The sequence below is a fragment of the Salmonella sp. NW722 genome, from assembly GCF_051702785.1.
GTDB lineage: Bacteria > Pseudomonadota > Gammaproteobacteria > Enterobacterales > Enterobacteriaceae > Salmonella > Salmonella enterica.
In genome coordinates, this window is sequence record NZ_JAMMIN010000005.1 from 41,271 (window position 1) to 55,273 (window position 14,003).

Sequence of the window (14,003 nt, forward strand, 5' to 3'; positions counted from 1 at the left end):
CAAAGTGAATCGGGCTCGTTTCCGCGCTCGCGCGTAACACAATGATTTGCCTTGCTGGCGGAACGCCAACGGACCCGCAAAAGCGCCTTATGCCCCTGGCGGAGCGTGGTGCAAAAAGGAGAAAAAATACGCGTTATGAATAACGAGGAGACCTTTTATCAAGCCATGCGTCGTAAGGGAGTGACCCGACGCAGCTTTCTCAAATTCTGTAGCCTTGCCGCCACATCGCTGGGACTGGGCGCCGGAATGACGCCAAAGATCGCCTGGGCGCTGGAGAATAAACCGCGGATTCCGGTGGTCTGGATTCATGGACTGGAATGCACCTGCTGTACCGAATCCTTTATCCGTTCCTCGCACCCGCTAGCCAAAGATGTGATCCTCTCGCTGATTTCCCTCGATTATGACGACACCCTGATGGCCGCCGCCGGCGCACAGGCCGAAGAAGTCTTTGACGATATTACCACTCGCTACGCCGGGAAATACATTCTGGCGGTGGAAGGCAATCCACCGTTAGGAGAACAAGGGATGTTCTGTATCAGCGGCGGTCGCCCGTTTATTGAAAAACTGAAGAAAGCCGCCGCGGGCGCCAGCGCTATTATTGCCTGGGGAAACTGCGCCTCCTGGGGTTGCGTCCAGGCCGCCCGCCCCAATCCAACCCAGGCAACGCCTATCGATAAAGTGATCACCGACAAGCCGATCGTGAAAGTCCCTGGATGTCCGCCAATCCCGGATGTCATGAGCGCCATTATCACCTATATGGTGACGTTTGATCGTCTGCCGGAACTCGATCGCATGGGTCGTCCACTGATGTTCTACGGTCAGCGTATCCACGATAAATGCTACCGCCGCGCCCATTTTGACGCCGGTGAATTTGTCGAGAGCTGGGATGATGACGCCGCCCGCAAGGGATACTGCCTGTACAAGATGGGCTGTAAAGGGCCAACCACCTATAACGCCTGCTCCTCCACACGCTGGAATGACGGCGTCTCCTTTCCTATCCAGTCCGGTCACGGATGTCTGGGATGTTCAGAAAATGGTTTCTGGGATCGCGGCTCGTTTTATAGCCGCGTGGTGGATATTCCCCAGATGGGCACCCATTCAACCGCCGATACGGTGGGGCTGACCGCGCTGGGCGTGGTCGCGGCGGGCGTTGGCGGTCACGCTATCGCCAGCGCGCTCAACCAACGTAAACGCCACAAACAACAGTTAGCGCAAGCCGAACAACAGCCGGACAATGAGGATAAACAGGCATGAGTAACCAGTATCAAACCCAGGGTTATACCGTTAACGACGCCGGCCGTCGTCTGATCGTGGACCCGATTACCCGCATCGAAGGGCATATGCGCTGCGAAGTGAACATTGATGAGCAAAACGTCATTACCAATGCCGTTTCCTGCGGCACAATGTTCCGCGGGCTGGAGATCATTCTGCAAGGCCGTGACCCGCGTGACGCCTGGGCGTTTGTTGAACGTATTTGTGGTGTATGTACCGGGGTACATGCTCTGGCATCGGTGTACGCTATCGAAGATGCGATTGGTATCCAGGTGCCGGATAACGCCAATATTATACGTAACATCATGCTGGCTACGTTGTGGTGTCACGATCATCTGGTCCATTTTTATCAGTTAGCCGGTATGGACTGGATTGATGTTCTGAATGCGCTGAAAGCCGATCCGCGCGCCACCTCGCAGTTGGCGCAAAGCCTTTCCGCCTGGCCGATGTCATCGCCGGGCTACTTCTTTGACGTACAAAATCGATTGAAGAAATTTGTCGATGGCGGCCAGCTTGGGATATTCCGTAACGGCTATTGGGGACATCCACAGTACAAACTGTCGCCAGAGGCTAATCTGATGGGCTTTGCCCACTATCTTGAAGCCCTCGACTTCCAGCGCGAGATCGTCAAAATCCATACCATATTTGGCGGTAAGAACCCCCATCCTAACTGGATCGTCGGCGGGATGCCGTGCGCAATCAATCTCGATCAAAGCGGCGCGGTCGGGGCTATCAATATGGAGCGCCTCAACCTGGTGCAGTCGATCATCACCCGCACCGCCGACTTCATTAACAACGTGATGGTTCCGGACGCGCTGGCTATCGGCCAGTTCAATAAAGCATGGAGTCAAATTGGCACCGGTCTGTCGGATAAATGCGTGCTGAGCTACGGCGCATTTCCGGACATTGCCAACGACTTCAGCCAGCAAAGCCTGTTAATGCCGGGCGGCGCGGTGGTCAATGGCGATTTTAAAAATGTCATGCCGGTAGATTTGGCCGATCCGCAGCAGATACAGGAGTTTGTGGATCACGCCTGGTACCGCTATCCGGACGATCGGCTGGGGCGTCATCCTTTTGACGGCATTACCGATCCCTGGTACAACCCGGGTGATGTCAAAGGCAGCGATACGCATATCCAGCAGCTCAACGAGCAGGAACGTTACTCCTGGATTAAAGCGCCGCGCTGGCGGGGTCATGCCATGGAAGTCGGCCCGCTTGCCCGAACGCTTATCGCGTACCACAAAGGGGATGCCGCCACCATAGAGTCGGTAGATCGCATGATGTCCGCCCTTAAACTGCCGCTCTCCGGTATCCAGTCTACGCTTGGCCGTATTTTATGCCGCGCGCACGAAGCGCAATGGGCCGTCGGTAAGCTGCAGTATTTTTTCGACAGGCTTATGACCAACCTGAAAAACGGCGACCTGGCCACCGCCAATACCGAGAAATGGGAACCGGCCAGTTGGCCGCAGCACTGCCGCGGTATCGGTTTCACCGAAGCGCCTCGCGGAGCGTTGGGGCACTGGGCGTCAATACGCGATCAGAAGATTGAACTCTATCAGTGCGTGGTCCCCACCACCTGGAACGCCAGCCCGCGCGATCCTAAAAAACAGATCGGCGCCTATGAAGCGGCATTGATGGGAACGCAAATGGCGATTCCCGACCAACCGTTAGAAATCCTGAGGACGCTGCACAGCTTCGACCCCTGCCTCGCCTGTTCAACCCACGTGCTCGGCGACGACGGCAGCGAACTGATTGCCGTCCAGGTACGCTAAGCGTTAAGGAAAAGAACGATGACTGGAAAGCTATCTCCACGCGTCGGGGAGGCGCGTGATACTGCCGTCAGCCACTATGTGTTTGAAGCGCCGGTACGCCTGTGGCACTGGCTAACGGTGGCCTGCATGTTGGTACTGATGGTAACAGGCTACTTCATTGGCCGACCGCTGCCGTCGGTGAGTGGCGAGGCGACCTATCTGTTTTATATGGGCTATATCCGGCTGATCCACTTTGCCGCCGCGATGATCTTTACCGTGTTACTGTTGGGGCGAATTTATTGGGCCTGTGTCGGCAACCGCTATTCACGAGAGCTGTTTATCGTCCCGGTCTGGCGTCGCAGTTGGTGGCAAGGCGCTTTCACCGTGGTCCGCTGGTATCTTTTTCTGGAGAAAAAACCGGGGAGCGACATCGGACATAACCCTGTCGCGCAGGCCGCGATGTTCGGCTATTTCCTGTTGTCGGTATTTATGATCCTCACCGGTTTCGCTCTGTTTGGCGAGCATAGCCAGTACGCCATCTTTGCGCCGTTCCGCTATGTGGTTGAATTTTTCTACTGGACCGGCGGCAACTCCATCGATATTCACAGCTGGCACCGACTGGGCATGTGGCTGATCGCCGCCTTCATCGTCGGGCACGTTTACCTCGCTATCCGGGAAGACATTATGTCCGACGATACGGTGATCTCCACCATGATCAATGGCTATCGCAGCCATAAATTCCCCAAACCGCACGACAAGGAGCCCTCATGAATGCGCAACGCATAGTGGTGATGGGGTTAGGAAACCTGCTGTGGGCCGATGAAGGATTCGGTATCCGGGTCGCGGAGCGTTTGTATGCCCGATATCACTGGCCTGAAGAGGTGGAAATTGTGGACGGCGGTACGCAAGGGCTAAACCTGTTAGGTTATGTAGAGCAAGCCAGCCATCTCCTGCTCCTTGACGCGATCGATTACGGCCTGGCGCCGGGCAGCCTGCGAACCTATGCCGGCGAGAAAATCCCCGCGTATCTCAGCGCCAAAAAAATGAGTCTGCATCAAAACAGTTTTTCCGAAGTTCTGGCGCTGGCCGACATCCGCGGGCATCTGCCCTGTCACATAGCGCTGGTCGGTCTGCAACCGGCGCAACTGGACGACTATGGCGGTAGCCTGAGCGAAATAGCTCGCAGCCAGCTACCGGCGGCAGAACAGGCCGCCCTGGCGCAACTGGCCGCCTGGGGGATCGTACCGCAGGCAAACGAGGTCGCACGCTGCCTGAACTATAAATGCCTGTCGATGGAAAATTATGAGGGAGTGCGCATACGTCAGTATCAGACACGTCTGGAGGGCAAAAGAAGTGGCGAATGACACCCCGTTCTCTGCGCTATGGCAACGCCTGTTAACCCGGGGATGGCAACCGGTAGAGGCTTCCACGGTAGACGACTGGATCAAACGGGTTGGAGATGGCGTCATCCTGTTAAGTAGCGATCCGCGGCGTACGCCGGAAGTCAGCGATAACCCGGTGATGATTGCCGAACTCCTGCGTGAGTTCCCGCAGTTTGACTGGCAGGTGGCGGTGGCCGACCTTGAACAAAGCGAAGCTATCGGCGATCGCTTTAATGTTCGTCGGTTTCCGGCGACGTTGGTTTTTACAGACGGCGAGTTACGCGGCGCGCTCAGCGGCATTCATCCCTGGGCTGAACTGCTCACGCTGATGCGTTCGATGGTTGACACTCCCGCAGCGCAGGAGACAGCACAATGAGCAACGCCTTTTTTCATCTGCTGGGGCCAGGTACGCAGCCTGATGACGCCAGTTTCTCGATGAATCCCTTACCGCTCACCTGTCAGGTCAATGGCGACCCAAGTATGGCGGCGCTGGAGCACTGCGCTCACAGCCCGGCGGTGATGGCATTGTTGACCGATCTGCGAGGTCAGCTTGCCCGGCGCATTCCGGAAGTCGGCGACGTGCTGGGATGGGAGTTATCTCCCCTGAATGCCGATGATCTCTCATTCCTCAATACGCTATTGGGCGAAGGAGAAGTCTCGGTACGCATTCAGCATCCGGACGGGAGTGAAAGCGAGATCCAGGAGACCATCTTCTGCGGCCTGTGGCGGGTACGCCATCTGCATAACCGACGTCTGCTGACGGATCGTCTGGAAGCGGGTAGCGCGCCCCTGACATTGTGGCAAGCGGCGACTGCCGATACGCTGCCTGACGACTCTCTGCTGCCTCCGCCTGTCGCTGGCCTGATGAATGGACTGCCGCTGGCCCATGAGTTATTGGCGCACGTACGCGATCCGGCGTTGCAACCTCACAGCATCAATTTGACCCAACTGCCGCTCAGCGAGGCCGATCGTCTTTTTCTGGCGCGTTTATGCGGACACGGGAACATCCAGATTCGCATCTCCGGGTATGGCGAAAGCCAAATCAACGCCACAGCATTGCGCCATCTCTGGCATGTGCGCTGTCTGGACGCCCTTAAAGGGCCGTTGCTCGATAGCTATGAGATTTGTCCTTTGCCGGAGCTGGTACTGGCGGCCCCGGAAGATCTGGCCGATTCGCGCCAGCGCCTGGATGAAGTCTGCCGATGGCTGGAGACGCGCTAACGCTCTCAACAGGAACGTAACCGGTATCCGGTACTGATTAGCTTTTTACTCTCTTTCTGCCTACAGGAGTTAGCATGTGGGATGTCATTGACTTATCGCGCTGGCAGTTTGCGCTGACCGCGCTGTATCACTTTTTATTTGTTCCTCTTACGCTTGGACTGATTTTTTTGCTGGCCGTCATGGAGACGATCTATGTGGTGACGGGGAAAACCGTCTACCGCGATATGACGCGTTTCTGGGGCAAGCTCTTCGGGATCAATTTTGCTCTCGGTGTGGCTACCGGCCTGACCATGGAGTTTCAGTTCGGGACTAACTGGTCGCTCTATTCCAACTATGTGGGCGATATTTTCGGCGCGCCGCTGGCGATGGAAGCGTTACTGGCCTTCTTTCTCGAATCCACTTTTGTCGGCCTGTTCTTTTTCGGCTGGCAGCGGCTGAATAAATACCAACACCTGCTGGTCACCTGGCTGGTGGCCTTCGGCTCCAATATTTCAGCATTATGGATTCTGAATGCCAATGGCTGGATGCAGCATCCTACCGGCGCTCATTTCAACATCGATACATTACGGATGGAAATGAGCAGCTTCAGCGATCTGGTCTTTAACCCGGTGAGCCAGGTGAAATTCGTCCATACCGTCATGTCCGGTTATGTCACCGGCGCCATGTTTATTATGTCCATCAGCGCCTGGTATCTGCTACGTGGCCGCGAGCGTGAAGTGGCCTTGCGCTCGTTTGCTATCGGCTCAGTATTCGGCACCCTGGCCATTCTGGGAACCCTGCAACTGGGGGACAGTTCGGCCTACGAGGTCGCCCAAATTCAGCCGGTGAAACTGGCGGCGATGGAAGGCGAATGGCAAACCGAACCCGCGCCCGCGCCGTTTCATCTGATTGCCTGGCCGCAGCAGGAACAGGAGCGTAATGCGTTTGCCGTGAAGATCCCCGCTCTGCTGGGTATTCTGGCCACCCATTCGCTGGATACGCCGGTTCCGGGGTTAAAAAACCTGATGGACGACACTCTGCCGCGCCTGAAGCGTGGCCGGGAGGCCTGGCTACTCATGCAGGAGATAGCGCAAGGCAATCGCTCGCCGCAGGTACTGAATGCGTTTCACGCCGTTGAGGGCGATCTGGGGTACGGCATTCTGCTGGCGAAATATGCCCCGGATATGAACCATGTGACGCCGGAGCAGTATCGTGCGGCCCAGCGTGGCGCTATTCCTCAGGTGGCGCCGGTGTTCTGGAGTTTCCGTATTATGGTCGGCTGCGGTTCGCTGCTGTTAGTGGTGATGTTGATTGCGTTGATACAGACGCTGCGAATGCGTATCGACCAGCACCGCTGGGTATTGCGTATGACGCTCTGGAGCCTGCCGTTACCGTGGATTGCCATTGAAGCCGGTTGGTTTATGACGGAGTTTGGCCGTCAGCCCTGGGCGATTCAGGACATTCTGCCGACCTGGTACGCTCACTCCGCGCTGACGCCGGGCCAGTTGGCCTTCTCAATGGGACTTATCCTCGGACTTTACACCCTGTTTTTAATCGCGGAAGTCTATCTGATGCAGAAGTACGCGCGTCTTGGGCCGAGCGCCATGCAACATCAACAACAAGCGCAACAACAGGGATAAAGGAGACAATCATGTTGGATTATGAAACGTTGCGGTTCATTTGGTGGCTGCTGATCGGCGTCATCCTGGTGGCCTTTATGGTAACTGACGGGTTTGATATGGGTGTCGGTTGCCTGCTCCCGCTGATAGCGCGCAACGATGACGAACGCTGGGTATTGATCAATAGCGTCGGCGCCCACTGGGAAGGAAACCAGGTATGGTTGATCCTCGCGGGCGGGGCATTATTCGCCGCCTGGCCACGGGTCTATGCCGCCGCGTTTTCCGGTTTTTATGTGGCGATGATCCTGGTGCTGTGTGCCCTCTTCTTTCGCCCGCTGGCCTTTGATTATCGGGGTAAAATCGCCAATGCCCGCTGGCGCGCGCTGTGGGATACCGGTCTGGTTATCGGCAGCCTGGTGCCCCCAGTCGTATTCGGTATCGCGTTCGGCAACCTGTTTTTAGGCGTGCCGTTTGCCTTCACGCCGCAGCTTCATGTTGACTATTTTGGCACCTTCTGGCAGTTACTCTCGCCCTTTGCCCTACTGTGTGGATTATTGAGTCTGTCGTTGGTGATTATGCAAGGAGGCGTCTGGTTACAGTTGAAAACGGAGGGCGTTATTCGTCAACGGGCTCTGTCGGCCACCCGCCACAGCGCGCTGCTGATCGTGATCTGCTTCCTGCTGGCCGGTTACTGGCTGTGGGCCGGCGTTGATGGCTTTGTCTTACTCACGCAAGATGCCAACGGCCCTTCCAATCCGCTCTTAAAAGGCGTGGCGATACTCCCTGGCGCATGGATGAACCACTTTATACGCTCGCCGCTACTGCTCATCATCCCGTTGCTCGGTATGATCCTGCCGATTCTGGCTTTCTATGCCTGCCTTCGCGGTCAGACTATTCGTGGATTTCTGTTCGCTTCCCTGACCCAGGCCTGCGTCATCTTTACCGCCGGCATAACGCTATTTCCTTTTGTGATGCCGTCGAGTGTTAGTCCTCTCTCCAGCCTGACGGTGTGGGACAGCACCTCCAGCCAGATGACGCTCGAAATCATGCTGGTGATTGTGCTGATTTTTCTGCCGATCGTACTGCTCTATACGCTGTGGAGCTATTACAAAATGTTGGGGCGTATCAACCTGGAGACCCTCCGCCGTAACGATCATGAACTTTATTAGGGAGCGGAAGCGATGTGGTATTTACTGTGGTTTGTCGGCATTCTGCTGATGTGCTCACTGTCGACACTGGTGTTGGTATGGCTTGAGTCGCGTCAACAATAAAGAGGTAAACCGGGGTCAGCGCCGTCTGACTCCGGTTATTTTTATCTTTTTACGCGCCTGGTGAAGACGTTTCCCCGCCGACAGGACGACATAACATTGATACATGTCGTTATCATAATGTTTACTTTTAGAGGTGCGTCATAATTATGACAAATAGCCGCCTTGCACATATTACGCATATTTAAGCAATTAATTGCATAATTAGCGATATATCACCTCTTATATAGGATAGTTAACCACTTCCCATCCAAAATCATAACGAAAATCCAACTGCCTGCCATTTTTGATCTGAGTTAATTGTTTAAAAAAGTGTTAAATTTATCGCTACATGGTGTGATCTACTATGTACCACGGTCAATTAAAGAACATATTACTTTTATCACTAAGGTTTATCATGGATAAGTTATCTTACGCTTCAGATAGCAGCACATCTGCCTGGAATACCTACCTGCAACAAATCGAGCGTGTGGCCCCTTATCTGGGCGAGTTATCCCCCTGGGTGGATACTCTGCGCCACCCAAAACGCGCTCTGATCGTCGATATTCCGGTACAAATGGATGATGGCACTATTCGTCATTTCGAAGGATATCGCGTGCAGCACAACCTCTCCCGAGGTCCGGGTAAAGGCGGTGTTCGCTACCATCCTGACGTTGATCTCAATGAAGTGATGGCCCTGTCAGCATGGATGACCATCAAATGTGCCGCGCTGAACCTGCCGTACGGCGGCGCCAAAGGCGGCATCCGCGTCGATCCGTTCTCGCTGTCGGAAGGTGAACTGGAGCGTTTGACCCGCCGCTATACCAGCGAGATCGGCATTATCATCGGGCCGCAGAAAGATATTCCTGCGCCGGATGTCGGCACCAACGGTAAAGTGATGGCCTGGATGATGGATACGTATTCCATGAATCATGGCACGACGGTCACTGGCGTCGTCACCGGTAAGCCTATCCATCTTGGCGGTTCGCTGGGCCGTGAAAAAGCGACGGGGCGCGGCGTTTTCGTCAGCGGGCTGGAAGCCGCGCGTCGGGCGAATATCGCCGTTGAAGGCGCTCGCGTTGTGGTTCAGGGTTTTGGTAACGTCGGCAGCGAAGCCGCGCGTCTGTTTGCAGGCGCTGGCGCCCGTGTCGTGGCGATTCAGGATCATACCGCAACGCTGTTTAACGCCACCGGTATTGACATGAAGGCGCTCACGGCATGGCAGACAGAACACAAACAGATAGCCGGTTTCCCGGGCGCGGAAACTATCGCCAGCGATGCGTTCTGGCGTCTGGAGATGGATATTCTGATCCCGGCGGCGCTTGAAGGCCAGATAACTCGTCAGCGCGCGGAAGCCCTGACGTGTAAGCTGGTGCTGGAAGGGGCTAACGGCCCGACCTATCCGGATGCTGATGATGTTCTGGCCAGCCGTGGTATCCTTGTGGTGCCTGACGTGGTCTGTAACGCAGGCGGCGTAACCGTCAGTTACTTCGAATGGGTACAAGATATGGCCAGCTTCTTCTGGAGCGAAGAAGAGATCAACGCGCGCATGGACAAAATCATGACCGACGCGATCGTCCATGTCTGGGAGAAAGCGGCTGAGAAATCCTGTTCTCTGCGCACCGCAGCCTATATTGTCGCCTGTGAGCGCATTCTGTTGGCCCGTAAAGATCGCGGTATCTATCCAGGTTAAGGCTACAAGTTATTGCGCTAAAATCCACGTCCCGGCGTGGATTTTTTGTCTGTATACCCCGTTTTCCACGCGCGCGCCGATAAATTCTGTCTCAATAAAATGTCTGTTTGTTCGCAAAATAGCGGTTCAATCACGCGTATCTGGTCATCGTAGACTAAGGTTTTGTCATGGTAAATGCCGTTGGCTTTGGCTCACCGCTAAGGAGATAACTTGATGATACCCCCAGAGATTCGCCGTTCTGTTCTACTACAGAAAGCCATAAAACTGGCGCTGGCAGGGACGCTGCTGACGTTTGCATCGTTTTCGGCGACTGCCGCAGACCCGTCTTCCGACACTGAAACTCCGCAGCCGCCGGATATTTTGCTTGGCCCGCTCTTTAATGATGTCCAGAATGCAAAACTCTTCCCCGATCAGAAAACCTTTGCTGACGCCATACCTAATAGCGATCCGCTCATGATTCTTGCGGATTATCGTATGCAGCGGAACCAGTCCGGCTTCGATTTACGTCATTTTGTTGATGTTAACTTCACCCTGCCGAAAGCGGGTGAAAAATATGTCCCGCCTGCCGGGCAGTCATTGCGTGAACATATTTATGGCCTGTGGCCGGTGCTGACACGTTCAACTAAAAACGTCGAAAAGTGGGACTCGCTCTTGCCGTTGCCTGAATCCTATGTCGTGCCGGGTGGGCGATTCAGAGAGATTTACTACTGGGACAGCTATTTTACGATGCTGGGGCTGGCGGAAAGCGGGCACTGGGATAAGGTGGCGGATATGGTGGCGAACTTTGGTTACGAAATTGACGCCTGGGGGCATATTCCCAACGGCAACCGTACCTACTACCTGAGTCGTTCGCAGCCGCCTTTCTTTGCGTTTATGGTTGAGTTACTGGCGGAACATGAAGGTGACGATGCGCTGAAAGAATACCTGCCGCAACTGCAAAAAGAGTACGCCTACTGGATGGAGGGCGTTGAGACATTGCAGCCAGGGCAACAAAACCAACGCGTCGTCAAACTGGAGGACGGCAGCGTTCTCAACCGCTACTGGGACGATCGGGATACGCCCCGCCCTGAATCCTGGGTTGAAGATATCGCTACCGCCAAAAGCAACCCCAACCGCCCGGCAACGGAGATCTATCGAGACCTCCGCTCTGCCGCCGCCTCTGGCTGGGATTTCAGCTCCCGCTGGATGGATAATCCGCAGCAGCTCAGTACCATTCGCACCACCACGATTGTCCCTGTCGATCTTAACGCTCTGCTGTATCAGCTGGAGAAGACCCTCGCCCGCGCCAGCGCTGCGGCGGGCGATCGGGCCAAAGCCTCGCAATATGACGCACTGGCCAACGCGCGGCAAAAAGCCATTGAAATGCATCTGTGGAATAACAAAGAGGGTTGGTATGCCGACTACGATCTGCAGAACAATAAAATCCGCAACCAACTCACCGCTGCCGCGCTGTTCCCGCTCTATGTAAACGCCGCCGCGAAAGATCGCGCCGTGAAAGTGGCGGCGGCGGCCCAGGCGCATCTGCTACAGCCTGGCGGGCTGGCTACCACCTCGGTTAAAAGCGGACAGCAGTGGGATGCGCCAAACGGCTGGGCGCCGTTACAATGGGTCGCTGCCGAAGGATTGCAAAATTATGGGCAGGATGACGTGGCAATGGAAGTCACCTGGCGCTTTTTAACCAATGTGCAGCACACCTACGATCGCGAGAAAAAACTGGTCGAAAAATATGACGTCAGCAGTACCGGAACCGGCGGTGGCGGCGGCGAATATCCCCTTCAGGACGGCTTTGGCTGGACCAACGGCGTGACGCTGAAAATGCTCGATCTGATTTGTCCTCAGGAAAAACCGTGCGATAGCGTACCGTCTACTCGTCCGGCATCGTTAAGCGCAACGCCGACAAAAACGCCGTCTGCAGCGACGCAGTAACGCGTGTTTATAGTAGGTTGACCCGGCGCTGACCGGGTCAACGTTTACACGTTTTGCAGCGGTTAGCCGCGTCGCAGAAGGCGGAAAATCACCAGCACCACAATCGCGCCCACCACGGCGACCAGGAAACTGTGCAGATTAAAGCCGCTGATACTGCCGCCAATACCAAACATCGTCGCCAGCCATCCGCCAACGACCGCCCCGACGATACCGAGAATACAGGTCAGGATAAATCCCCCGCCATCGCGCCCCGGCATAAGCAATTTGGCGATAACGCCGGCAATCAAACCAAAAATAATCCAGGCGATAATTCCCATTTGCAAACCCTCTTTCCAGTAAAAACGTTTTAAGTATAGGCAAAGTCGAGCGTCGCATTTCTGAACACTGATTTATCTCGCGGACATAAAAATTTATTTATCGCTATTAAGTTCTTTCTACCGATGCCGATAACCCAACGATAGTCTGCGTATCAGGGGTTATTTCGTGTGAGTGGTTACAATGAGCAGTTCCTGAAAAAAAATCCATTAGCGATATTAGGCGTGCTACGGGATTTAAATAAAAATCAGGTTCCACTGCGTATTTCATGGGCGCATGGTCAATTCATCAGTAAAATTTTGGCGGTAGACCCGGAAAAACTCATCGTAGATTACGGCAGCCAGGAATATGAAAATAGCGCCGTATTACGTGCCGGGCAGGTAGCCATTATCGCAGAAACGCAGGGCGCAAAAGTCGAGTTCACGTTGCCGCAACTCGTTACAGGTGAATATCAGCGGCTGCCGGCCTTTATCACGCCCCTGCCGTCATCACTGTGGTTTGTCCAGCGCCGGGAGTATTTTCGCATTGGCGCGCCGCTGTATCCGCCTTATTACGGCGTCACCACGCTACCGGACACCCGTACGTTACGTTTTCGCCTGTTTGATCTTTCCCTGGGCGGCATGGGCGCGCTACTGGAATCCGCCATCCCCGACGGGCTAACAGAAGGCGCGCGCTTTTCGCAGGTTGAACTGAACATGGGGCAATGGGGGATTTTTCACGTTGACGCCCAGCTTATCGCCATCAGCGAGCGTAAGGTGATTGATGGGAAAAATGAAACGATCACCACTCCCCGCCTGAGCTTTCGTTTCCTTAACGTTAGCCCGGCGGTGGAGCGGGAGTTGCAGCGGATTATTTTTTCGCTTGAGCGCGAGGCCCGAGAAAGAGCGAATAAAGTGCGAGAATAATCTTCACGCTAAACTACATGGCGTCCAGCGCCTGCTGAAGCTTCCAGATATAGCGCGGCGCCTGCGGCGCGGGATGATTATCAACAACATGCTCAAAAAACTCGTCCGCATCCAGATCGTTAATTTTTTCTATCGCCTTCTTCCTGTCGGATGAAAAAGTACGCAATAACGCGCCTGCGCCGTTAGCATAAGAGACGACCAGCGCATATTGCATCACCTGCGGATCTTTGATGCCGGCCAGCGGCCCATTTTCCAGAATGCTCAGATACGCCGCGCCCATTGAGATGTTACGCTCAGGGTTTTTCAGCTCGCTGGTGGTCGGTTCGCCACGCCAGCCCATGCGACGGTAAACGTCGCGCCCGGAGGTCGACGCCTTTAACTGCATCAGGCCAATCGCATTGGATTTACTGACCGCGTTAGGGTTGCCGCCGGATTCAATGGCGATAATCGCGGTGATTAAATGCGGATCAACCCCCCATGCCGCCCCGGCTTTTTCACTGATGGGCATCCACTGCATCGCACGCTTTACAGGCACTTCGGCATTCCACGGCGGATTCCTGTAATCCTGTTTTGAGCTACAGCCAGCGAGTATTACTACCAAAAAAGCAAACCATCTTAATTTCACGTCATCTATCCTTATAGCCGTAACTTATCTGCCGAAGAGGTCATACCGCCCCGGCCAGGTACTTAGGT

14 protein-coding genes are annotated in these 14,003 nt (G+C 55.0%); 12 read left to right on the top strand and 2 right to left on the bottom strand.

From position 1 onward, the window contains the following. Positions 1–135: 135 nt before the first annotated feature. The 11 genes from hyaA to NA330_RS13165 all read left to right on the top strand — a co-directional run bounded on the left by hyaA (position 136) and on the right by NA330_RS13165 (position 12,090). Positions 136–1,254 carry a hydrogenase 1 small subunit gene (gene hyaA / locus NA330_RS13115; protein ID WP_001058311.1) on the top strand — a complete coding sequence of 373 codons (1,119 nt, stop codon included), beginning with the start codon at positions 136–138 and terminating at the stop codon, positions 1,252–1,254. Beyond that, positions 1,251–3,044, top strand: coding sequence for a Ni/Fe-hydrogenase large subunit (gene hyaB, locus NA330_RS13120; protein WP_000070982.1), 1,794 nt, complete (start codon positions 1,251–1,253; stop codon positions 3,042–3,044). The genes hyaA and hyaB overlap by 4 nt, the downstream gene beginning before the upstream one ends. 18 nt (positions 3,045–3,062) lie before the next feature. Beyond that, positions 3,063–3,794, top strand: coding sequence for a Ni/Fe-hydrogenase b-type cytochrome subunit (gene hyaC, locus NA330_RS13125; RefSeq protein WP_000147036.1), 732 nt, complete (start codon positions 3,063–3,065; stop codon positions 3,792–3,794). After that, positions 3,791–4,387, top strand: a complete 597-nt coding sequence (hyaD, locus tag NA330_RS13130) for a hydrogenase 1 maturation protease (RefSeq protein WP_000993793.1) — start codon at positions 3,791–3,793, stop codon at positions 4,385–4,387. The genes hyaC and hyaD overlap by 4 nt, the downstream gene beginning before the upstream one ends. Next, complete coding sequence (hyaE, locus tag NA330_RS13135; RefSeq protein ID WP_001579618.1) at positions 4,377–4,781, top strand: hydrogenase-1 operon protein HyaE; 405 nt, start codon at positions 4,377–4,379, stop codon at positions 4,779–4,781. The genes hyaD and hyaE overlap by 11 nt, the downstream gene beginning before the upstream one ends. After that, positions 4,778–5,626, top strand: a complete 849-nt coding sequence (locus tag NA330_RS13140; protein WP_001604952.1) for a hydrogenase expression/formation protein — start codon at positions 4,778–4,780, stop codon at positions 5,624–5,626. The genes hyaE and NA330_RS13140 overlap by 4 nt, the downstream gene beginning before the upstream one ends. A 74-nt stretch (positions 5,627–5,700) precedes the next feature. Next, a complete protein-coding gene (appC, locus tag NA330_RS13145; RefSeq protein ID WP_000263601.1) occupies positions 5,701–7,245 on the top strand; it encodes a cytochrome bd-II oxidase subunit 1 in 1,545 nt (514 codons plus the stop codon). A gap of 11 nt (positions 7,246–7,256) precedes the next feature. Further along, positions 7,257–8,393 (top strand): cytochrome d ubiquinol oxidase subunit II, encoded by a 1,137-nt coding sequence (appB, locus tag NA330_RS13150; protein WP_023260325.1) that lies wholly within the window; start codon positions 7,257–7,259, stop codon positions 8,391–8,393. 12 nt (positions 8,394–8,405) lie between these two features. Next, entirely contained in the window at positions 8,406–8,495 is a 90-nt protein-coding gene (gene cbdX / locus NA330_RS13155) for a cytochrome bd-II oxidase subunit CbdX (RefSeq protein ID WP_000270306.1), read from the top strand. Between the two features lie 394 nt (positions 8,496–8,889). Beyond that, entirely contained in the window at positions 8,890–10,164 is a 1,275-nt protein-coding gene (locus tag NA330_RS13160; protein WP_023242521.1) for a Glu/Leu/Phe/Val family dehydrogenase, read from the top strand. Positions 10,165–10,377: 213 nt separating this feature from the next. After that, positions 10,378–12,090: an alpha,alpha-trehalase gene (locus NA330_RS13165; RefSeq protein WP_023242520.1), complete on the top strand. Its 1,713-nt coding sequence runs from the start codon at positions 10,378–10,380 to the stop codon at positions 12,088–12,090. Positions 12,091–12,152: 62 nt separating this feature from the next. Here the strand turns inward: NA330_RS13165 and NA330_RS13170 are convergent, their stop codons facing one another. Then, the gene (locus tag NA330_RS13170) at positions 12,153–12,407 is read right to left on the bottom strand and encodes a GlsB/YeaQ/YmgE family stress response membrane protein (protein ID WP_000511320.1); all 255 of its coding nucleotides are present in this window, start codon (positions 12,405–12,407) and stop codon (positions 12,153–12,155) included. Between the two features lie 168 nt (positions 12,408–12,575). Between NA330_RS13170 and ycgR the strand changes: the two genes are divergently transcribed. Then, complete coding sequence (ycgR, locus tag NA330_RS13175) at positions 12,576–13,310, top strand: flagellar brake protein YcgR (RefSeq protein WP_000017423.1); 735 nt, start codon at positions 12,576–12,578, stop codon at positions 13,308–13,310. 13 nt (positions 13,311–13,323) lie between these two features. Here ycgR and emtA read toward each other — a convergent pair whose 3' ends face one another. Further along, positions 13,324–13,935, bottom strand: a complete 612-nt coding sequence (gene emtA / locus NA330_RS13180) for a membrane-bound lytic murein transglycosylase EmtA (protein ID WP_000776974.1) — start codon at positions 13,933–13,935, stop codon at positions 13,324–13,326. Between the last annotated feature and the right edge of the window lie 68 nt (positions 13,936–14,003).